The 22,854-nt window shown below is 43.0% G+C and carries 18 protein-coding genes and 2 tRNA genes; 7 read left to right on the plus strand and 13 right to left on the minus strand.

Annotation, left to right across the window (positions count from 1 at the left end; translation table 11 throughout):
• Window positions 1–54 precede the first annotated feature (54 nt).
• The 10 genes from infB to rlmE form a co-directional block, all read right to left on the minus strand.
• On the minus strand, window positions 55–2,775 hold the full coding sequence (gene infB / locus ACQEXS_RS05155) for a translation initiation factor IF-2 (RefSeq protein WP_367987266.1): 2,721 nt from the start codon (window positions 2,773–2,775) through the stop codon (window positions 55–57).
• Between the two features lie 23 nt (window positions 2,776–2,798).
• Window positions 2,799–4,286: a transcription termination factor NusA gene (gene nusA, locus ACQEXS_RS05160; protein WP_427013051.1), complete on the minus strand. Its 1,488-nt coding sequence runs from the start codon at window positions 4,284–4,286 to the stop codon at window positions 2,799–2,801.
• Window positions 4,287–4,310: 24 nt separating this feature from the next.
• Window positions 4,311–4,766, minus strand: a complete 456-nt coding sequence (gene rimP, locus ACQEXS_RS05165) for a ribosome maturation factor RimP (protein ID WP_427013052.1) — start codon at window positions 4,764–4,766, stop codon at window positions 4,311–4,313.
• A 203-nt stretch (window positions 4,767–4,969) separates the two neighbouring features.
• Window positions 4,970–5,046: transfer RNA gene (locus ACQEXS_RS05170), tRNA-Met, on the minus strand.
• 56 nt (window positions 5,047–5,102) lie between these two features.
• Window positions 5,103–5,186: transfer RNA gene (locus ACQEXS_RS05175), tRNA-Leu, on the minus strand.
• A gap of 18 nt (window positions 5,187–5,204) precedes the next feature.
• Window positions 5,205–5,540: a preprotein translocase subunit SecG gene (gene secG / locus ACQEXS_RS05180; protein WP_367987269.1), complete on the minus strand. Its 336-nt coding sequence runs from the start codon at window positions 5,538–5,540 to the stop codon at window positions 5,205–5,207.
• Window positions 5,541–5,795: 255 nt separating this feature from the next.
• Complete coding sequence (glmM, locus tag ACQEXS_RS05185) at window positions 5,796–7,136, minus strand: phosphoglucosamine mutase (RefSeq protein ID WP_427013053.1); 1,341 nt, start codon at window positions 7,134–7,136, stop codon at window positions 5,796–5,798.
• A 26-nt stretch (window positions 7,137–7,162) separates the two neighbouring features.
• Window positions 7,163–7,993, minus strand: a complete 831-nt coding sequence (gene folP, locus ACQEXS_RS05190; RefSeq protein WP_427013054.1) for a dihydropteroate synthase — start codon at window positions 7,991–7,993, stop codon at window positions 7,163–7,165.
• A 66-nt stretch (window positions 7,994–8,059) separates the two neighbouring features.
• The gene (gene ftsH / locus ACQEXS_RS05195; protein ID WP_427013055.1) at window positions 8,060–10,024 is read right to left on the minus strand and encodes an ATP-dependent zinc metalloprotease FtsH; all 1,965 of its coding nucleotides are present in this window, start codon (window positions 10,022–10,024) and stop codon (window positions 8,060–8,062) included.
• 108 nt (window positions 10,025–10,132) lie between these two features.
• The gene (gene rlmE / locus ACQEXS_RS05200; RefSeq protein ID WP_367987273.1) at window positions 10,133–10,762 is read right to left on the minus strand and encodes a 23S rRNA (uridine(2552)-2'-O)-methyltransferase RlmE; all 630 of its coding nucleotides are present in this window, start codon (window positions 10,760–10,762) and stop codon (window positions 10,133–10,135) included.
• Window positions 10,763–10,900: 138 nt separating this feature from the next.
• Here rlmE and yhbY point away from each other — a divergent pair, with 138 nt between their 5' ends.
• The gene (gene yhbY, locus ACQEXS_RS05205) at window positions 10,901–11,197 is read left to right on the plus strand and encodes a ribosome assembly RNA-binding protein YhbY (RefSeq protein ID WP_367987274.1); all 297 of its coding nucleotides are present in this window, start codon (window positions 10,901–10,903) and stop codon (window positions 11,195–11,197) included.
• A gap of 61 nt (window positions 11,198–11,258) precedes the next feature.
• On the opposite strand, the gene greA is transcribed toward yhbY, so the two are convergent.
• A complete protein-coding gene (greA, locus tag ACQEXS_RS05210; RefSeq protein WP_367987275.1) occupies window positions 11,259–11,732 on the minus strand; it encodes a transcription elongation factor GreA in 474 nt (157 codons plus the stop codon).
• 554 nt (window positions 11,733–12,286) lie between these two features.
• On the opposite strand from greA, the gene ACQEXS_RS05215 reads away from it, so the two are divergent.
• Together ACQEXS_RS05215 and dacB are read left to right on the plus strand one after the other, a co-directional pair.
• The gene (locus ACQEXS_RS05215; protein WP_427013056.1) at window positions 12,287–13,300 is read left to right on the plus strand and encodes a porin; all 1,014 of its coding nucleotides are present in this window, start codon (window positions 12,287–12,289) and stop codon (window positions 13,298–13,300) included.
• Between the two features lie 104 nt (window positions 13,301–13,404).
• Window positions 13,405–14,832 carry a serine-type D-Ala-D-Ala carboxypeptidase gene (gene dacB / locus ACQEXS_RS05220; protein ID WP_427013057.1) on the plus strand — a complete coding sequence of 476 codons (1,428 nt, stop codon included), beginning with the start codon at window positions 13,405–13,407 and terminating at the stop codon, window positions 14,830–14,832.
• Here dacB and ACQEXS_RS05225 read toward each other — a convergent pair.
• A complete protein-coding gene (locus tag ACQEXS_RS05225) occupies window positions 14,811–15,656 on the minus strand; it encodes a magnesium transporter (RefSeq protein ID WP_427013058.1) in 846 nt (281 codons plus the stop codon). The two genes, dacB and ACQEXS_RS05225, sit on opposite strands and share 22 nt — an antisense overlap.
• A 383-nt stretch (window positions 15,657–16,039) precedes the next feature.
• Here ACQEXS_RS05225 and ACQEXS_RS05230 point away from each other — a divergent pair, with 383 nt between their 5' ends.
• Window positions 16,040–16,441, plus strand: a complete 402-nt coding sequence (locus ACQEXS_RS05230; RefSeq protein ID WP_367987279.1) for a YbaN family protein — start codon at window positions 16,040–16,042, stop codon at window positions 16,439–16,441.
• 26 nt (window positions 16,442–16,467) lie between these two features.
• Here ACQEXS_RS05230 and tyrS read toward each other — a convergent pair whose 3' ends face one another.
• Window positions 16,468–17,655, minus strand: a complete 1,188-nt coding sequence (gene tyrS, locus ACQEXS_RS05235) for a tyrosine--tRNA ligase (protein WP_427009863.1) — start codon at window positions 17,653–17,655, stop codon at window positions 16,468–16,470.
• Window positions 17,656–17,784: 129 nt separating this feature from the next.
• Between tyrS and ACQEXS_RS05240 the strand changes: the two genes are divergently transcribed.
• The 3 genes from ACQEXS_RS05240 to ACQEXS_RS05250 all read left to right on the plus strand — a co-directional run bounded on the left by ACQEXS_RS05240 (window position 17,785) and on the right by ACQEXS_RS05250 (window position 22,854).
• Complete coding sequence (locus ACQEXS_RS05240) at window positions 17,785–19,077, plus strand: peptidoglycan DD-metalloendopeptidase family protein (protein ID WP_427013059.1); 1,293 nt, start codon at window positions 17,785–17,787, stop codon at window positions 19,075–19,077.
• A gap of 935 nt (window positions 19,078–20,012) precedes the next feature.
• Window positions 20,013–21,695: an ABC transporter substrate-binding protein gene (locus ACQEXS_RS05245; protein ID WP_367987282.1), complete on the plus strand. Its 1,683-nt coding sequence runs from the start codon at window positions 20,013–20,015 to the stop codon at window positions 21,693–21,695.
• Between the two features lie 172 nt (window positions 21,696–21,867).
• Complete coding sequence (locus ACQEXS_RS05250; RefSeq protein ID WP_367987283.1) at window positions 21,868–22,854, plus strand: ABC transporter permease; 987 nt, start codon at window positions 21,868–21,870, stop codon at window positions 22,852–22,854.

Raw genomic sequence — 22,854 nt, forward strand, 5'->3', positions numbered from 1 at the left:
TCAACAACCAATTACCACTTATCTGTATCAGATTTCGTAAGTAATTTTAGTCAATTAATCAAGAGTACGTTTGATTTCAACGATTTCGAATACTTCGATTTGGTCACCAACGCGAACATCATTGTAGTTCTTAACGCCGATACCACATTCGTAGCCACTCTTAACTTCTTGAACGTCATCTTTAAAGCGACGTAGTGATTCTAGCTCACCTTCGTAAATAACAACGTTATCACGTAGTACACGGATTGGGTTGTTACGCTTAATCAGACCTTCAGTAACCATACAACCAGCGATAGCACCAAGTTTAGGCGACTTAAATACATCACGAACTTCAGCAAGACCAATGATTTCTTGCTTGAATTCAGGTGCAAGCATACCGCCCATCGCTTGTTTCACTTCGTCGATCAATTGGTAGATGATTGAGTAGTAACGTAGATCAACGCTTGCAGCTTCAACAGCACGACGAGCTGATGCATCAGCACGTACGTTAAAGCCAAGGATGATTGCGTTTGAAGCTTCTGCAAGTACTGCATCAGTTTCTGTAATACCACCAACACCAGAACCAACGATGTTAACTTTCACTTCGTCAGTAGACAGTTTCAGTAGTGAGTCTGCAATCGCTTCCACAGAACCTTGTACGTCAGCTTTCAGAACAACGTTTAGTTCAGCAACTTCACCAGCTGTCATGTTCGAGAACATGTTCTCTAGCTTAGATTTCTGCTGACGAGCAAGTTTCACTTCACGGAACTTACCAGCACGGTAGTTTGCTACTTCACGCGCTTTACGCTCATCACGTACTACTGTTGCTTCATCACCCGAAGATGGTACACCTGAAAGACCTAGGATCTCTACAGGGATAGATGGACCAGCTTCTGTAATTTCTTGACCTAGTTCGTCACGCATTGCACGAACACGACCGTATTCTTGACCACAAAGAACGATGTCACCTTTGTTTAGCGTACCTGATTGAACAAGTACTGTTGCAACAGGACCACGACCTTTATCTAGGCGAGATTCAACTACAACACCAGATGCCATACCTTCTTTAACCGCTGTAAGTTCAAGAACTTCAGACTGAAGAAGGATCGCTTCTAGAAGACCATCGATATTTGTACCCTGTTTTGCAGAGATGTGAACGAACATGTTCTCACCGCCCCATTCTTCAGGGATAACGTCGTATTGAGCTAGCTCATTCTTAACGTTGTCTGGGTTAGCATCTTCTTTATCGATTTTGTTTACCGCAACGATCAAAGGAACTTCTGCCGCTTTCGCGTGCTGAATCGCTTCGACTGTCTGTGGCATTACACCATCATCAGCAGCAACAACAAGAACAACGATATCCGTCGCTTGAGCACCACGAGCACGCATTGCAGTAAATGCTGCGTGTCCAGGAGTATCAAGGAAAGTAATCATACCGTTATCAGTTTCTACGTGATAAGCACCGATATGCTGCGTAATACCGCCAGCTTCACCCGAAGCAACGTGAGTACGACGAATGTAGTCAAGTGTTGACGTTTTACCGTGGTCAACGTGACCCATGATAGTTACAACAGGAGCACGTGGTGCTGCTTCTTCGTTGCTATCACGATCGTTAAGTACTGCTTCTTCAAGTTCATTTTCTTTACGAAGAATAACCTTGTGGCCCATTTCTTCAGCGATTAGCTGAGCTGTTTCTTGATCGATAACTTGGTTGATAGTCGCCATTGCGCCCATCTTCATCATCGCTTTGATAACTTCCGTTGCTTTAACCGACATTTTGTTTGCCAGCTCAGAAACAACGATTGTTTCACCAATCACAACATCAGATTTTGCAACGGTTGCCGTTTTATCAAAACCATGCTGCATTGAAGCAGGTTTTGCTGGCTTAGCCAGTTTACCTTTACGGCCACCTTTACCACGCTGGTTACGACCACCGCGAGCTTGCTCATCTGTTTTTGAAGCAGCTTTCTTCTTCTTGCGACGACCACCGCCTTCTTCACGACGGTCTGCTTCATCTTCGGCTTCACGCGCGTAACGTGAAGTCGTTACATGGTAATCTGTATCTTCCATATCACCCTTTTTCTCTTCTGCAGCAGACCAACGCTCTTTATTCTTCTCAGCCATTTCGCGAGCTTCTTCAAGCTTGCGCTGACTTTCCTCTTCAGCCTTACGCTTAGCTTCTTCTTCCTGACGACGTTTAAGCTCGTCGGCCTCTTTTCGCGCTGCTTCTTGCTTTAACTTCTCTTCAGCATCACGTTCTGTATTTTTACTAACATCACGTTTTGCTTTCTCTTGTGCTTCACGCTTCGCTTTTTCTTCAGCTTCACGCTTCGCTTTTTCTTCAGCTTCACGCTTCACTTTTTCTTCAGCTTCACGCTTTGCTGCTTCTTCAGCTTCACGCTTTGCTGCTTCTTCAGCTTCACGTTTTGCCGCTTCTTCAGCTTCACGTTTTGCTGCTTCTTCAGCTTCACGTTTTGCTTCATCTTCAATTGTGCTGCGCTTTACGTAAGTACGTTTCTTGCGCACCTCAACCTGAACATTCTTACTTTTACCGCCACCAGCATTTACGCTTAGTGTGCTGCGGGTTTTACGCTGCAATGTCAATCGAGTAGGAGCAGCGTCACCCGTAGTGTCACCATGCTCTTTTTTCAAATGAGTCAGCAATTTTTGCTTCTCTTCATCTGATACAACGTCTGATCCCGACTTCTTCATTCCAGCATCAGCAAGTTGCTCTAATAAGCGGTCTACTGGTGTACCGATTTCTTCACTCAGTGCTTTAACAGTAATTTGTGTCATGCCGCTTTCTCCCTTGCTGAAATTTATGCTTCTTCGCCGAACCAACAAATATTACGAGCAGCCATGATAAGCTCACCTGCACGCTCGTCTGTTAGTCCTTCAATACCTTCTAGATCATCAATACCTTGGTCAGCAAGATCTTCTAGTGTTGCAACACCTTTTGCTGCCAATTTAAATGCCATTTCGCGCTCAAGACCTTCAAGACCTAATAGGTCTTCAGCTGGCTCAAGACCTTCAAAAGATTCTTCTTGTGCTAGAGCTAATGTTGTTAGTGCATCTTTTGCACGATTACGCAGCTCTTCGACCAAGTCTTCATCAAGGCCTTCTACTTCGAGAAGCTCATTTACTGGTACATATGCAACTTCTTCTAGCGTAGAGAAGCCTTCTTCAACAAGAAGCTGAGCGAAGTCTTCTTCAATATCTAGATATTTCATGAAGTTTTCAATTGAAGCCTGAGACTCTTCAGCATGTTTCTTCTGAAGATCCGCAACTGTCATTACGTTTAGTTCCCAACCAGTTAACTGAGATGCTAGACGTACGTTTTGGCCATTACGACCAATTGCTTGTGCCAAGTTATCTGCTTCAACAGCAATATCCATCGCATGAGCATCTTCATCAACAATGATAGAGGCAACATCTGCTGGCGCCATCGCGTTGATAACAAATTGTGCTGGATTATCATCCCAAAGAACAATATCGATACGCTCGCCACCTAGCTCACCAGAAACAGCTTGAACACGTGCACCACGCATACCAACACATGCACCTACTGGGTCGATACGTTTGTCATTCGTTTTAACAGCAATTTTTGCACGAGAACCTGGGTCACGAGCTGCACCTTTAAGCTCGATAATTTCTTCCGCAATTTCAGGCACTTCAACACGGAAAAGCTCAGCAAGCATTTCTGGTTTTGAACGAGTAATAAATAGCTGGAAGCCACGAGCTTCTGGAGCTACGCGGTATAATAGACCACGAACACGGTCACCTGGACGGAAGTTTTCACGTGGTAGTTGGTCATCACGAAGGATCACAGCTTCAGCGTTGTTACCAAGATCAAGCACAACAGTATCGCGGTTCACTTTTTTGACAACACCAGTAACCAGTTCACCTTCGTTATCAATAAATTGTTCTACGATTTGCGCACGTTCCGCTTCACGTACTTTTTGAACAATCACTTGTTTCGCTGTTTGTGTCGTAATACGGTCAAACGTTACTGAATCAATTTCGTCTTCGATGTAATCACCAAGCTCAATTGACTCATCATCGTAGCGAGCAGCTTCGAATGAGATTTCTTTTGTTGGGTTTTCAACTTCTTCAACAACCAACCAACGACGAAAAGTTTCAAATTCACCTGTTTTACGATCGATCGCTACACGTACATCAATTTCGATTTCATGTTTTTTCTTTGTAGAAGTAGCAAGAGCAATTTCCAGGGCTTCAAAGATGCGCTCACGAGGTACCGCTTTTTCGTTCGATACCGCCTCTGCTACCGCTAAAATTTCTTTACTCATTTTAAATAGCCTCTAAGACTCAAATTAAAATTTAGGGATCAGGTTAGCTTTTGAAATGTTGCTAAGTGCGAACTCTTCGTTATTACCTTCAACGGTAATTGAGATCGTTTCGCCATCAACGGAATGGATAATACCTTTCCATTTTCGACGGTTACCAACAGCCATTTTCAAAACGATGCTTACCTCGTGACCAATAAATTGTTCGTAGTGTGCTGCTTTGAAAAGTGGTCTTTCTAAACCAGGTGAAGACACTTCTAGGTTGTAAGCCACTGTGATTGGATCTTCAACATCCATAACTGCACTAACTTGATGGCTCACTTCAGCGCAATCGTCTACCGTAATACCATTTTCATGGTCAATATAGATACGTAATGTTGAGTGTTCGCCTGCGCGAATAAATTCTAATCCAACTAACTCATAACCTGATGCTGCTACAGGAGCTTCAAGCAATTCAGTAAGTTGTCTTTCTAAACCAGTCATTTAAACCACTCCAGAAACAAAAAAAGGGCTCAGAGCCCAATTTAAATACCAAGCAAAATCTGAATCTCTATACAAACATTCAGATAATAAAAAACCCCGAAAGTCGGGGTTTTTTATTGCTGGACCCTGATATGTTAGATGATATCAATGCCATCTAACCCGCAGTGTCAACACTGCGCAAACTTGTCCGAATCCTAAAGGATTGGTTGCGGGGGCCGGATTTGAACCGACGACCTTCGGGTTATGAGCCCGACGAGCTACCAAGCTGCTCCACCCCGCGTCCGACTTGTCGAGCATTATACGCTCTCCAAGGTGTTTTACAAGTTTGTAAATCAATGGTGCCGAGAGAGGGACTCGAACCCTCACACCAAAGGCACTAGCACCTCATGCTAGCGTGTCTACCAATTTCACCATCTCGGCAAGCTAAATCTCTTCAGCTTATTGAGGAATTTCATCACCCGTAGGGGCTGGAACTTCACTCGCAGCTTCATCAGCTTGTTGGATAACCTGACCTTGAGTAGGATCAACCCACTGAGATTCAGTTTTATGTGTAGACATATTGCCTAGCACCAAGCTGACGACAAAAAATACTGTTGCAAAAATTGCAGTCATTCGGGTTAGGAAGTTACCTGAGCCGCTCGCACCAAACACTGTGTTTGAAGCACCAGCACCGAATGAGGCTCCCATATCTGCGCCTTTACCTTGTTGAATCAACACCAGGCCGATTACACCAAGCGCTGCCAACAGGTAAATCACAAGTAGAACTGTAAACATTTTTCCACCTATGTTCCAAATTGTTGAGCCAGCGCCATTCTAATAATCTATTAAGATTTTAAAACAAGGCTAGCGACCTCCTTACTGAAGGCCGAGCAATACTAGCGAAAGCAGTACTCTCTGACAAGTGGAATTTAGAAAAAAAGCACAAGTTACGCTTTAAATGGTCAAAAAAAGGGCAAAGCGTACTTTTTTATCTTAATCCCTCCACAGACACACGCTGAAGAGGGATTAAAAACAAGCTATCAGAAAAGGCTAACAGCTTGATTTAACAGCATCAGCGATTTTTAACGCTGAATTTTGTACTAGTTGTGCATCTTCACCTTCAACCATTACTCGGATCAATGGCTCAGTTCCTGATTTGCGCAACAATACACGTCCTTTATCGCCTAATTCCGCTTCAACTTTTGCAACAGCTACTGTTACCGCTTCAGCTTCCATTGGATTACTTCCACCAGAAAAACGCACATTTTCTAAAACTTGCGGGTATAGCGTCATGCCTTTCGATAGCTCATGCAATGATGTTTTACTACCGACAACAGAAGCAAGAACTTGAAGTGCTGCTACAATTGCATCACCTGTGGTTACCTTATCCAATAAAATAACGTGGCCAGAGTTTTCAGCACCGATCGTCCAGTTATTCTCTAATAACTTTTCCATCACATAGCGGTCACCAACAGCGGCGCGTACAAACGGGATGCCTAATTCTTTTAGGCCATTTTCCATACCTAGGTTGGTCATCAGTGTACCAACAACACCACCCTTCAACTCACCACGACGTTGGGCATCGCGTGCGATGATATACGCAATTTGGTCCCCATCGACTTTATTTCCAAGGTGATCAACCATAATAATGCGGTCGCCATCACCATCAAAAGCTAAGCCAAGATGTGCTTTTTCTTCAACCACACGTTTTTGTAAAGCACGGACATCTGTAGCGCCAACTTCATCATTGATATTTAAACCATTTGGTTCAATACCCATAGGGATAACTTCTGCACCTAGCTCTTTGAAAACACTTGGTGCGATGTGATAAGTCGCACCATTGGCACAGTCAACCACGACTTTCATCCCCGCAAGACTCAATGCTGATGGGAAGGTACTTTTACAAAATTCAATATAACGGCCAGCAGCATCATTTAAGCGAGATGCCTTACCCAACATTGCAGACTCGACACATTCAATCTCTTTATCCAGCTCAGCTTCTATTGCTAGCTCAATATCATCGGGTAACTTAGTGCCTTCCGAGGAGAAAAATTTGATGCCGTTATCGTAATAAGGATTGTGAGATGCAGATATAACAATTCCGGCTTCAGCACGGAATGTTTGCGTTAGGTACGCAACCGCAGGTGTTGGCATTGGGCCGGTAAAAGTTGCTTTTAGCCCTGCTGCAGCCAAACCCGCCTCAAGAGCAGACTCCAACATATAACCGGATATGCGAGTATCCTTACCAATAATAACCTTCTTTGTGCCCTGTTTCGCCAGCACACGTCCAGCAGCCCAACCAAGCTTAAGTACAAAGTCAGGAGTAATTGGATATTGGCCTACTTTGCCACGAACTCCATCTGTACCAAAATAACGTCTTTTATTAGACATAGTATTTCCTTTAGTTATTGTTTTGACTAACTATTCATTTTCATCTTAGCAACAACTTTTAGTGCGTCGATGGTTTCTTCAAAATCATGTACTCGAATTATTTGAGCACCTTTTTGCGCCGCGATCGTCGCAGTAGCAACACTAGCAGCAATACAGTCCGAAGGGGCCTTATTAAGCAATTTAAAGAGCATCGATTTACGAGACATGCCCGCTAAGATCGGCATATTAAATTGATGAAGTTGCTCAAGATGTGCAAGCATCTGATAATTGTGCTCTAAGGTTTTACCAAAGCCAAAGCCCGGATCAAGAATGAGCTGCTCACGTTTGATCCCTACAGTTTCACACGCAGCAACTCGTTCAGACAAAAACTCTTCAACTTCAGCTAACAAGTCTGTGTACTGCGGATTTGCTTGCATCGTACGAGGCTGTCCTTTCATATGCATTAAACAGACAGGTAATCCAGACTGAGCTGCAACCTCCAAAGCACCAGGCTCTCTTAACGCTCGGACATCATTAATAATATCAGCGCCGGCTTCAATTGCCTGACGCATTACTTCAGCTTTACTTGTGTCTACCGAAATCCAAACATCATATTGGCTTCGTATGGCTTTGATGACTGGAATAACCCGCGTAAGCTCTTCTTCAAGCGTAACCTCTGGCGCGCCAGGGCGGGTTGATTCACCACCAATGTCAATAATAGTCACACCTGCATCTATCATTGCCTTAACACGATGCAAAGCACTATCTAAGGCGTTAAATTTACCACCATCAGAAAAAGAGTCTGGCGTAATATTGAGAATTCCCATGACTTGGGGGCTACTCAAGTCAAGTTGCTTACCATTTGCATAGATCAACATATCGATTTTCTTTTAACTAGAAAGACAAAAACCCCGAGCGAGCTCGGGGTTTTCTCTCAATGAGAGTTATTCTGCGTCTTTTTTATCCGCAGACTCATTTGATGTGGCTTCTTGAGGCGCTGAAGTTTCGTTATTGGCGGGCTCAGCTTTACCCTCTTCAACTTTAACGTCTTCCTTCACTTCTGATTTAGGAGTTCCATTTTGATTGTCTCCCCATCCAGCAGGTTCACGAATATCCGTTTTTCGCTCCATCAAATCATCAATCTGACCTGCATCGATAGTCTCGTATTTCACTAGCGCATCTTTCATCGCGTGCATGATATCCATATTTTCTTCTAGGATTTTCTTCGCGCGGTCATAGTTGCGATCGATAATCTTACGGACTTCGTCATCGATTAGCTTCGCAGTATCGTCAGAGACATGCTTAGTCTGGGTTACACTACGACCAAGGAATACTTCACCTTCATCTTCAGCGTAAAGTAGCGGACCTAGTTTTTCAGAGAAGCCCCATTGAGTCACCATCTTACGTGCTATATCTGTTGCACGTTCGATATCGTTTGACGCACCAGTGGATACTTTATCTGCACCGTAGATAAGTTCTTCTGCTAGACGACCACCATATAGGCTCGAAATCATCGATTCTAGATGTTGACGAGACATACTGACACGGTCTTGCTCTGGTAGGTACATAGTCACACCCAACGCGCGGCCACGTGGAATGATCGAGACTTTGTACACAGGATCATGTTCAGGTACTAAACGACCAACAATCGCGTGACCTGCTTCATGGTATGCTGTTGATTCTTTGGTTTCTTCAGAAAGCACCATAGAACGACGTTCAGCCCCCATCATGATCTTATCTTTTGCCAGTTCAAACTCAACCATCGAAACATTGCGCTTGTTACCGCGTGCAGCAAATAGTGCGGCTTCGTTAACTAAGTTGGCAAGATCTGCACCCGAGAAACCAGGTGTACCACGTGCGATTAGAGAAGGCTCTACATCACCCGCTAGCGGTACTTTACGCATATGAACTTTCAAGATCTGCTCACGACCACGTACATCTGGTAGGCCTACGACGACCTGGCGGTCAAAACGACCAGGACGTAAAAGTGCAGGGTCAAGTACATCAGGGCGGTTAGTCGCAGCGATGACAATAATGCCTTCATTGCCTTCAAAACCATCCATTTCTACTAGCATTTGGTTTAGTGTTTGTTCACGCTCATCATGACCACCACCAACACCTGCACCACGTTGGCGACCTACGGCGTCAATCTCATCAATAAAGATGATACATGGAGAGGCTTTCTTCGCTTGCTCAAACATATCACGTACGCGAGAAGCACCAACACCCACAAACATTTCAACAAAGTCTGAACCAGAAATTGTAAAGAATGGAACTTTTGCTTCACCCGCAATAGCTTTTGCAAGCAGCGTTTTACCAGTACCAGGAGGACCAACCATCAACACACCAGTCGGAATTTTACCGCCTAGCTTTTGGAAACGGCTTGGATCGCGTAGGTAATCCACTAGCTCTTTCACATCTTCTTTAGCTTCATCACAACCTGCTACGTCAGCAAAGGTTGTTTTGATTTGTTCTTCGCTCATCATACGAGCTTTGCTCTTACCAAAAGACATGGCACCTTTACCGCCACCGCCTTGCATTTGGCGCATAAAGAATATCCAAACACCAATCAGTAAGATCATTGGGAACCAAGAAATGAAAATACTGCCAAGTAAACTTTGCTCTTCAGGAGGCGTTCCTTGAACTTTTACATTCTGATTAATTAAATCGTCTAGAAGCTTCTGGTCACGCACTGGCATGTAAGTAACATAACGGCCACCACCACCACGTCGAGTGAATGTAATTTCACCTTCTTTGAACGTTGCTTCCTGAATCTGGCCTTGGCCAACTTCCTGTACAAAGGTTGTATAATCAACCGCTCTGCCGTTGCTATCTCCAGGTCCAAAACTCTGGAAAACCGACATCAAAACGACGGCAATCACAAGCCACAGAATTAAATTTTTTGCCATGTCACTCAAGGTGTAAGCCTCTCGATAACTAATTGTAATTAAAGGTAGGGTACTACAGTTTAACACCTGTAGCTATACTGTTAACCTACGCCCCATCAAGGGAAATGGTTAACCTTTGTAACCAGTGGCTACAATGTAAACTTCTCGAGAACGTGCTCTTGAAGAATCTGGTTTTCGAATTTTCACAACTTTAAACATGTCGCGAACATCTTTTACGTATTGATCAAAGCCTTCGCCCTGAAATACTTTGACGACAAAGCTACCATCAGGAGCCAGAACTTGTCGACACATATCTAATGCTAGTTCAACAAGATACATAGCACGAGGTTGATCGACCGATAAATTTCCTGCCATATTTGGTGCCATATCAGACATCACAATATCAACCATATCTGGTTGAATGCGATCTAATAGTGCATCAAGTACTGCTTCTTCACGGAAATCACCTTGGAGAAACGCTACGCCAGCAATTGAGTCCATAGGTAAGATGTCGCATGCAATAACCTGCCCTTCATCGCCTACAATTTTTGCTGCGTATTGTGACCAGCCACCAGGTGCCGCACCTAGATCGACAACGGTCATTCCAGGTTGTAGCAACTTATCTTTGTTCTGAATCTCTTCGATTTTAAATATTGCTCGAGAACGATAGCCTTTTTTCTTCGCTTCGTTTACGTATTTATCATCAAAATGCTCTTTGAGCCAACGGCCAGAACTGGCTGAATGTTTCTGTTTACTCATTCTAATCCTAATAAGGATGAAAAAGGATCTATCGTTGTAATAGGCTTTTTCAATCACTCAATAAATTATAGTCTTCAACGTTAGATGGCGTTAAAATGGTGGTTTTCAACCCTAATAGTAAATAAATTTGGCCGCGTAATGAACCTAAGCACAAAACAAAAGCAGCACTTGAAAGGCCTAGCACACAATTTAAAACCTGTCGTGCTACTCGGCGCTAATGGACTAACCGAGGCCGTTCTTGCAGAAATCGAAATCGCACTCAACCATCATGAGCTAATCAAAGTCAAAGTTGCAGCAGAAGATCGCGAAACAAAAAACCTGATTATCGAAGCCATTGTGCGCGAAACTGAAGCAGAAAAAGTGCAAGTTATCGGTAAAGTATTGGTGTTATACCGCCCTTCCGAAGAACGTAAAATTGAGCTACCTCGCAAATAGTTTTTAGCTCATTATAAAAAAGGTCGCTCACTTGCGACCTTTTTTGTGCTTATATGACAGATTAAAGATATTCTACTTTATCAATATCGTAGTCTTTAGCACCGCCTGGTGTGACGATAGAAACTTCATCACCTTCCATTTTGCCAATCAACCCACGAGCCATTGGGGAACTAACAGAAATGCGTCCCTGTTTAATATCGGCTTCATGATCACCCACGATTTGATACGTTTTTTCTTCATCTGTATCAACATCAATGAGAGTAACCGTTGTACCAAAAATCACTTTGCCTGTATTGTCCATTTTAGTGACATCGATAACTTGGGCTACTGAAAGCTTGTACTCAATATCACGAATCTGGGCTTCACAAATCCCCTGCTCTTCGCGCGCAGCATGGTACTCTGCATTTTCTTTCAGATCACCAAGTTCACGAGCTTCAGCAATCGCTTCAGAAATCTTTGGACGAAGCTTTAGCAGTCTGTCTAACTCTTCACGCAGCTGCTGTTCGCCACGTACAGTCATTGGAACTTTTTCCATTTTATACCTCTAGGCCAAAGTTATCTTTGGACAAAACAAAACTACCCAACCCAGTAGGATTAGGTAGTCGTTTAACGAATCAATTTCATCTAGTGTAAACAAACTCCTCAACTAAATCATCCAAATTTGTTCACCCGCGTCTTATCTCTGTGACTCAGATTGTAGATAGTCAAATTATGCTTTTGAAATTGCGGTCTACTAAACATTTATTCACGTATTTTAGGTAAAAAAAAATAAAATTCACATCTTGATAGAAATTTAACAATAGCAACAAATGTCCTTTATAATCATCAACTTGATAAAAATTCACCCACAATAAAACAGTGTTCATCAGTCTGATTTATATCATTTTACTAACCCATAGTGGAACTTTAGCGTTAAAACATTGCTCACGGATTGCTCGAACTGCAATTTAAGCATTTCATATTACTGACTTAAATCTTACATATGAAACTTGATTGACTTGAGCGATGTGTGGAGTATACCCCCTACGTTGTGAGGTATGACTCGCAAAATAAATGACTATTTATGGACAGTAAATTAGGACTAATAAGATGAACAAGACTCTGATTGCTCTAGCAGTTTCAGCTGCAGCAGTGGCTACTGGCGTTAACGCAGCAGAAATCTACAACCAAGATGGCAACTCTATCGAAATGGGCGGCCGTGCTGAAGCACGTATGTCTCTAAAAGACGGTAAAGCAGAAGACAAATCTCGCGTACGTCTTAACTTCCTAGGTAAAGCTGCAATCAACGATAGCCTATACGGTGTTGGTTTCTACGAAGGTGAGTTCACAACTAGCGAAAATGGCGCAGTAGACAGCAACAACGATCTAAACACTCGTTACGCTTACGCAGGTCTAGGCGGTAACTTTGGTGAAGTTACTTACGGTAAAACAGCTGGTGCTCTAGGTGTAATCACAGACTTCACTGATATCATGGCTTACCACGGTAACTCTGCAGCAGACAAACTAGCTGTAGCTGACCGTACAGACAACATGGTTGCATACGCTGGTCAATTCGAAAACCTAGGCGTTAAAGCAAGCTACCGTTTTGCTGATCAAGAAACTGATGCAAATGGTTTCACTGATAACAAACAAGACGGTTACTCACTATCTGCTATCTATGCAATCGGTGATACTGGTCTTCAGCTAGGTGCTGGCTACGCAGACCAAAACAAGAGCAACGAGTACATGGCTGCGGCATCTTACTCAATTGCAGATTTCTACATCGCTGGTCTATTCACTGACGGTGAAAAGAACTTTGATGATGCTAACCTAGCAAGCTCAAACTTCTCTGGTGTTCAAGATTACACTGGTTACGAAGTTGCAGCAGCTTACACACTAGGCCAAACAGTGTTCACAACTACGTACAACAGTGCAGAAACTGCAAATGACACTTCTGCAAACAACGTAGCGCTTGATGCAACTTACTACTTCAAGCCTAACTTCCGTACTTACATCTCATACAACTTCAACCTACTTGACGAAAGCGACAAGCTAGGTACTGGTACTGTAGGTAAAGTAGCTGCTGAAGACGAACTAGCTCTAGGTCTACGTTACGACTTCTAATACATTCTGTATTAGTCAAAAAGATAAGACGCCTGCTTACTAGCAGGCGTTTTTTTTCCCCGTTATACTTGCATAATTACCACTAAAATTGTGACTTCTAACTTATGAGATACCAGCTACGTTCCACATTACTTGTGACTCTCTCTGCTCTTTCACTACAGGTAAGTGCGACCAGTCCTATTGACAAGCTTCCTCAAGGTTCTCGAGTTAACTTACTGATTCAAGACTTAAATAATCGTAATTTGTCACACAGCACAGGTAATACTGATCAATTTTTCCCACCAGCAAGTACTTTAAAGGTGGTTACTGCTTTAGCTGCGAAACTTGAATTAGGTGATGAATTTCATTACCAAACAGAGCTATCCAAAGTCGGTAATGATTTAGTGATAAAATTCAGTGGTGATCCAACATTAACCACTGAGGATTTGGCCAATATGTTAAAAATGGCCAAAGAGAATGGATTAAAAAGTATCTCGGGCGATATTTGGTTAGATAATTCGGCCTTTACTGGGTACGATCGTGCCGTTGGGTGGCCTTGGGATATTCTAGGTGTATGCTACAGTGCACCAGCCAGTGCAATTACATTAGACAAAAATTGCGCTCAAGCCTCAATTTATACTAAGGACAATGGTCAGACTCGCGTCTTTGTTCCGCAGCATTACCCTATTCATGTCACAACATCGGCTCAAACAGTCACTAAAGCTGGTCAAGAAAGTACACAATGTGACCTTGAACTGGTAACCACGCCAGATAATCATTATGAGTTGCAAGGCTGCCTTGTTTCACGCAGCAAACCTTTGCCGTTGAAATTCGCGATCCAAAACCCAGCTTTGTATGCACAACGTATGATCTATACCCAATTGAATCGACTCGATATTGATCTCAACGGAGAGGTTAAAATTGGCACCCCAGAAGGTCGACGTTATAAAACTTTAGCCATTCACCGTTCTGCCGCTCTGCCTCAATTGCTAGATACCATGTTGAAAAAATCAGATAACCTCATCGCTGATAGCCTAACTCGAACAATTGGCGCACAGTTTTATATTCAACCGGGTAGCTTCAAAAATGGCACACAAGCTATCAAACAAGTCATTTTTGCCAATACCGGGATTGATTTAGAGCAAGCGCAAATGGCGGATGGCTCTGGTTTGTCACGTAATAACCGTTTCAATAGCAAAGACATGGCGGCCATTTTGCAGTATATCTGGCAAAACGATAACCGACTTCACCTTATTGAGCACCTCCCCACTTCTGGGCAAAATGGTACGCTTCAGTATCGCAGTAGCATGAGAACCCCCCCCATCAAAGGACAACTCATCGCGAAAAGTGGGTCTTTGTACGGCAGTTACAACATGGCGGGTTACGGCTTAGATCAAACGGGCAAGCCAAGCTCGTTATTTGTCCAATTTGTCACTGATTATCATCCCAAAAAACAGAGCAACGCCAAACCTGTCGCTGCTCCTATTGTCCAATTCGAGACGTTGTTTTATCAAGATGTCATTAAATTCAGTCAAACTATCTCTAAGAAATAGTTAACGACCGAAAAGTAGACCCACATACCCGAAATATCAACAATCGACGCAAGAACTGGGCTCACCAATACGGCTGGGTCCAACTTCATTACACGTGCCAGTATTGGCAAGAGTCCACCGAGTACCGTTGACATCGTAACCTGAATAAATAATGCAACAGCAACTGCCAATGCAACCGTTTCAATATCAAACTCTCTCGCAGAATCAGGGGCGCTAAATAGTAAAATCCGACCAATGATGACGACGGAAATTGCAAGAGCTAGACACAAAGCTACACGACTTTCTTTCCAAAACACCCTCAACCATTGGCGTTTTTTAAGCTCCCCCGTTGCTAATGCCCGTATAACTAGCGTGGCAGCTTGGCTTCCCGTATTACCTCCGGCAGCGGCAATCACTGGCATATAAATCGCGAGTAAAACCAATTGGCTTAACGTATTTTCATAATGAGAAATAATTAAACCAGATACGATGCCAAGCAAAGCAAGTGCAATGATCCAGCCGATACGCTGCCTAACATGTTCGAATACTGACGTTGATAAATATCCTTGCGGAGTCTCTACTTCTGAATAAATAAAACCCAACTGATGGGCATAGTGCCTTGCCAGACTATCATGGCCTAACGCTTCCAACTGATAAATCAACTCTTGGACAAACCCAACTGAGCAGTGATTGAGTATTGCAACTGCCTCTTCAATCGGCATCACCGTCAGCAAATGTAACTGTTGTTCTTGTGCATACTGTAAAAATGCATTTCTCGCAGCACTAATTTCTTCATGAGAAAAGTGTGCGCAGTTTTCAATGTATGTATTGCTCATTACCGTCATGGCGAATCTCCCGATTGGCAATAGGTAACGACCATCAACAACGATCTAGCACACCGTGCAACGGCATGATGTCCAAACAGTTGTTTAACTAGATAAAGGAAAAAAATAAGAAGGGAGAAAACAGGAAAGCGTTTACCCTACCGCAAAGGTAGGATAGAGATGATCAATACCAAAGCGGGTTATTTTTCTCCCTTGCAACTAGGAGGATGGTCGGTATTGTTCATAAAAATCTCCAAAGACACTGCCGATGCGACAGTCGAGGCATCATATCAAAACTGATACAAAGTGGCAGTTGAAATTTATTTATCAATGAGAATTAGTTTGCCTATTCTTTAAAGCACTGCTCATACTTATCACTATCAAAACTAAAATGGCTGGGCGACATGAAAAATATCGAGCGACGTGCTTACATCAAGCGTAAAGGCTATATCTGTATTGGTTGGACATGCGTTATTCTTGGTTTGATTGGAATAACTGTTCCCTTACTTCCAACCGTTCCTTTTATCTTACTGGCACTTTACTGCTTTGGTTCTGCATCTCCTAAATTCCAAAACTGGCTACTTAACCACGCAACACTCGGGCCTATAGCTCAACGTCTAAAAAATAAAGAAGGGTTAACGATCAAGGAGAAAACCCACTCCTTAATTATGATATGGCTCTCCATGGGCAGTGTATTTTACTTCATTGCGTTAGGGACACATTGGCAATACGCCATTGCCGCACTATTACTGTTCGAAACTTGGTTTATCTTACGCTTTAAAACATGCACAAAAAAAGCGCCATAACGGCGCTTTTATCAACAAAAAACGATTTATTGAATCGTGATCCGAGCAAACTTACGTTTACCGACTTGGAACACGTAGGTACCTGACTCAGGTGCAAACTTCGCATCAGAAACCTTTTCACCTTCAATTTTTGCAGCGCCTTGCTTCACCATACGCATCGCTTCAGATGTTGATGCACATAATCCAGCTTCTTTAAGCAAGTTACTTACTGGTAGACCAGCATCAAAAGTGAACTCTGGCATTTCATCTGGGATTTGATTTTTAGCGAAACGGTTAACAAATTCCTGCTCAGCCATGTCAGCATCAGCTGCAGAGTGAAAACGCGCAATGATCTCTTTTGCTAAAAGAACTTTGATATCACGAGGGTTTTTGCCAGACTCAACATCAGCTTTAAATTGAGCAATTTCTTCCAAAGGACGGAAAGACAACAGCTCATAGTAGCTCCACATTAGGTCATCTGAAATTGACATGATCTTACCAAACATTTCGCTTGGTGCTTCACTAATGCCAATATAGTTGTTCGCTGACTTCGACATTTTCTTCTCGCCGTCAAGGCCAACAAGAAGTGGCATCGTCAACACAACCTGAGGTTTCTGGCCATTGGCTTTTTGTAGCTCTCGTCCCATCAAAAGGTTGAATTTCTGGTCAGTACCACCAAGCTCAACGTCAGTTTCCATCGCAACTGAGTCATAACCTTGTAGGAGTGGGTACATAAACTCATGAATTGCAATTGGCTGACCATTGCTGTAACGCTTTTTAAAGTCGTCACGCTCAAGCATACGTGCAACCGTCTGGTTAGCCGCCAGACGAATCATACCTTCGGCACCAAGTTCTGATAGCCATTCTGAGTTAAATTGGATCTTTGTTCTTGCAGGGTCAAGGATTTTAAACACTTGCTCTTTGTAGGTTTCTGCATTACGCAGTACGTCTTCACGAGTCAATGGTGGACGAGTGGTATTCTTACCAGTTGGGTCACCAACCATGCCCGTAAAGTCACCGATCAGAAATGTCACATCATGGCCAAGTTCTTGGAAAGCACGAAGCTTATTTAGGATAACTGTGTGACCTAAGTGGATATCAGGAGCCGTTGGGTCAGCACCCAACTTGATACGAAGAGGGCGATCCTCTTTTAATTTAGCAATCAACTCTTCTTCTGGAATTAATTCATCAACACCGCGCTTAATCTCGGCCAGTGCAGCTTCAATACTCGCCATTCTTGTTCACTCCCACAGATTTGGCAAAAATTTGATAATTTGCCATCTTACTTGAATAGCGATGCTTTTTGAAACCAGTTAGACTAACTATATACGTAATTTTATTTAAATTTGCAGAACGAACTTAAAATGTTGTCTATTTGGGCTCGACTACCATGGATGCACCGAGCATTAATTGTCTTTTTTAGTGCCATCATCGTCTTCGCACTGTTTTTTCTTCCTGATCCGAAGGATCTCAGTCCTAATGTAAAACGCTTGGAAATCGGGCGCCATTATCCATTAACAATTAACTCAGAAGCGCTTTCTCCAGAAACGACGGTGTCCCCTATCGCACTCCTACGCTGGGAAAAACACACTGTCGCGTCTGGTGAGAGTGCTGCAAAACTCTTTCAACGCTTAGGACTATCTTCTCGTCTTCTCTATAGCCTTACATCGTCGAATGTAGATATTAAGCGTCAGCTGACTCACCTAAAGCCAGGAGACAAACTTGAGTTTGGGTTTGATGAAAACAACAAGTTAGTTCAACTAAAGCGACGAATGAGCCCTTACGAAACGTTTATCATCACCAAAGCCGATAAAAACTTTCGCTCTAAAGTCGATAGCAAAGAAGTACATTATCAATACAACTACGCTGAAGCAGATATTAGCTCGAATTTTTGGAACGCAGCCAAGAGTGCAGGGCTATCTGCTAACCAAATTATGGAGTTAGCAGGCATTTTTGGTTGGGATATCGACTTTGCATTAGACATCCGAAAAGGCGATGAATTTAAGTTGTTGTATCAGGAAAAAGTTGTGGAAGGTGAAGTGGTTGGTCGAGGAAAGATCATTGCTGCTATATTCACAAACCAAGGCACTACCTTTAAAGCATTCTTCGATGACAACAGCGGTAACTATTACGATGAAAATGGCAGAGCAATGAAAAAAGCATTCTTGCGCTCTCCGCTCGATTTCCGTCGCGTCAGTTCGAATTTCAATCCACGCCGTCTCCATCCAGTCACAGGACGAGTTCGTCCTCACCGCGGTACTGATTATGCGGCACCTGTGGGCACGCCTATTTGGGCTGCTGGTGACGGCATTGTACAAAAATCAAGCTATAACAAATTTAACGGCAATTACGTCTTTATACGCCACAGTAATACTTATGTGACTAAATACCTGCATTTAACTCGTCGGTTAGTCAAAACAGGGCAACGAGTAAAGCAAGGCCAGACTATTGGTACGTTAGGTGGGACAGGCCGGGTTACGGGTCCCCACCTCCATTATGAATTCTTAGTTAATGGTGTACATAAAAATGCTCGAACGGTGAAGCTCCCTCAATCAAAATCATTAACAGGGAAAGCTAAAAGCACATTCTTGGCTAATGCGAAAAAACGCGAAGCTAAGCTAGAGCGATACAGTGAACTGTTATACGCGCGAAACTAGATTTAGTTTTTCAGAAAGCCTAGTCACATAGTGACTAGGCTTTTTACGTGCTCGCTTAACAGAACTCTCTTTTGGGGAATAACAAGGCAATATGACAGAGACTCCTAAGTTGCCAGCACATTTAAAACGCAATCCTTACTAACGCACCTTCACCAAATCGTTTAGCCCCTCTATCACTGCTTTGCAATACACCCTTATTGTGTCTCGTTACGGTCAGTTTGGATATCAAATTACTTTTACGCCATGTCCAAGCAATGAAGCTGAACTTGAACTAACTCTCCCATAAAAAGAGATGGAACAGAATCAATACCTGCACCAATAGAACCGCCTTTCTTAAGCACAACCTAACTTACCTAATTTAACCTTGTTACGCGCATTAAAATAAGCACATTTGAACAATAAACGGATGGGTTAAAAAAGTCGTTTTTGTACTAATTGATGAAGATAAAAATATAAATCGCACAAAAACACTTCATATTGCGATAACAATCACAACAAGACGGCAGATTCAATTTATCTACGTAAATTAACGTTAACTAACGAGAGTGATGGATATCTCAGTAACCAGAACAAGAAAACAAAACAATATAGAAAAACACCCTCAAAGTAAGTGGACACTAACAAAGAAACTTCAACACCACTCTTAATGCGACCCAGTTCAAACTGGAAAAAACACACAATTTTTAATGACAAACAAAAAAAATGACGTTATTAACGTCACCACTAGACCTTTTAACGTTTTTAACGGAATGTGGAATTGCCTATTTATCAGTAAAGGTGTTTTCTTACTCTGCCTAAGGCCTACAGGCCACTCAAAATTGGATGAGCACCTCCGCTCTGATGATAAGACATTGAGGTAGGCCTTAGTGAGTGTTTATCAATTGATGACATTCGTTATCCATTAGTGAAATGAAAGCAAATAGTAAGGAACAGCTATGCTTGCCAACATTAAAAAAACAGCACTAGCAACAGCAATCATTGCTACAGCAACAACTGGTTTTTCATCAGTAGCTACAGCAGCTGAGCGCAGTGAACTAACGATCCACCCTAAGGAATTTACTACTTTTGTTCGTAACTTTAACCCGTACCTAGGTGCAACAAACTTGCACACTACAACGGATTTTATCTACGAGCCTCTAGTAGTTTTCAACGAAATGCACGGTAATACGCCTGTATTCCGTTTAGCAGAAAACTTCAAAATGTCTGACGACCTAATGAGTGTTACTTTCGACATTCGTAAAGGTGTTAAATGGTCAGACGGCCAAGCATTTACTGCTGATGACGTTGTATTCTCTTTCAACCTAGTAAAAGAAAAACCAGAGCTTGACCAAAGTGGTATCAACTCTTGGGTTACTGGCGTTGAAAAACTAAACGATTACCAAGTTAAATTCCGTCTAAGCGAAGCGAACTCAAACGTTCCTTACGAAATTGCTAAAGTACCTGTAGTACCTGAGCACGTATGGAAAGATGTGAAAGATCCAGCAACGTTTACTAACGAAAACCCAGTAGGTACTGGTCCATTCACTGAAATCGACACTTTCACTGCACAGCTATACGTCCAGTGTGCTAACCCTAACTACTGGGATGCAGACAACCTAGACGTTGACTGTCTACGTGTACCTCAAATCGCAAACAATGACCAATTCCTAGGTAAAGTTGTAAATGGTGAAATGGACTGGACTTCTTCGTTCATTCCTGACATTGACCGTACTTACGCAGCAGCAAGCCCTAACCACCAATACTGGTACCCGCCAGCAGGTACTCAAGCATTTGTAGTTAACTTCAAGAGCCCAGATGCAGCTAAGAAAGAAGCCCTAACAAACGTAGACTTCCGTCGTGCATTCTCTATGGCACTTGACCGTCAGACTATCATCGACATCGCATTTTACGGTGGTGGTACGGTGAATGACTTCGCATCTGGCCTAGGTTACGCATTCGAAGCTTGGTCTGATGAAAAGACTCACAACAAGTACAAGTCTTTCAACACGTACAACGTTGAAGGTGCTAAAGAGCTACTTAAGAAAGCTGGTTTTAAAGACGTAAACAAAGATGGATTCGTTGACACTCCATCAGGCAAGTCTTTCGAGCTTCTAATCCAATCGCCAAATGGTTGGACTGACTTCAACAACACTGTTCAGCTAGCTGTTGAGCAACTTGCAGAAGTTGGTATTAAAGCAAAAGCTCGTACTCCAGACTTCTCTGTGTACAACCAAGCAATGCTTGAGGGTACATACGATGTTGCATACACCAACTACTTCCACGGTGCAGACCCATACACATACTGGAACAGTGCTTACAACTCAGCACTTCAATCTGGTGATGGTATGCCTCGCTTCGCGATGCACTTCTACAAAAACTCTAAGCTAGACGGCCTTCTAAACAGCTTCTACAAAACAGCTGATAAGAACGAACAGCTTGAGATTGCTCATGGCATTCAGCAGATCATCGCTGCGGATCAGGTAACTATCCCAGTAATGTCTGGTGCATACATGTACCAATACAACACAACTCGCTTCACTGGTTGGTGGAACGAAGAAAATCCTAAGGGCCGTCCAAACATTTGGGCTGGTATCCCTGAGCGTCTACTTCACGTACTGGACCTAAAACCAGTTAAATAAGTAGAAGTTCATTCCTCGCGGCGTACTTCCGTGCGCCGCTATAAATCTCCTCTTGATACTGTTTACAGTGTGGCGCAAGTCGTCAGGGGATTGTTCGCTCTAAATTTGTAATTTCGCTAGGAGCGACCTGAAACCAGAAACAGGGAAAATCTGGGTGAGTAAGGTGTGAGTTATGGGTTATTTTTTAAGACGTTTGTCGTTCTATTTGGTCGCGTTATTAGTTGCGGCGACATTAAACTTTATTATTCCAAGAGCAATGCCGGGTGATCCGGTTACCATGATGTTTGCAAACGCTTCCGTTCAGGTTACCCCTGAGCGTATTGAAGCGATGAAGCAACTATTGGGTTTCGTTGATGGCCCGATTTGGATGCAATATTTTGCTTACATGAAAAACATTCTTAGCTGGGAACTTGGTACTTCTATCCAGTTCTATCCGCTATCTGTAAACTCTCTACTTGGTGGCGCATTTGGTTGGTCATTATTCTTAGCGGGTTCTGCTGTTATTCTTTCGTTCTCTATCGGCTCAATACTCGGTATTTTTGCTGCATGGAAACGAGGCAGCCGTTATGACGCATTCGTAACGCCAGGTATGCTTATCATGCAAGCAGTCCCTCAAGTTGTTATTGCAATGCTTACCCTATTTATCTTTGCAATCGGTCTTAAATGGTTCCCAACGGGCTACGCTTACACGGCAGGTACTACACCAGACTGGACTAGCTGGGCTTTCTATAAAGACGTCGCTTATCACGCAATACTGCCCCTATTCTGTGCTGCTGCTGTTCAAATTGGTGGCTTCCTAGTAAACATGCGTAACAACATGATTAACTTGCTAGCAGAAGATTACATCACCATGGCTAAAGGTAAGGGCCTGAGTGAAAACCGCGTTGTATTTAACTATGCGGCACGTAACGCACTACTTCCTAGTGTCACTGCACTTTCTATGTCTTTAGGTATGGCGATCGGTGGTCAGCTTATCGTTGAAATCATCTTCAACTACCCAGGTCTCGGTACCGTTCTTCTTAACGCAATCAATGCACGTGACTACCAAGTACTTCAAGGTCAACTATTGATCATGACGCTATTCATGCTGTCATTTAACCTGATTGCTGACATGCTTTATGTTGTCCTAGACCCTCGCCTACGTAAGGGAGGCAAATAA

This window comes from Vibrio sp. TRT 17S01, from assembly GCF_050113695.1.
In the GTDB taxonomy this organism is placed as follows: domain Bacteria; phylum Pseudomonadota; class Gammaproteobacteria; order Enterobacterales; family Vibrionaceae; genus Vibrio.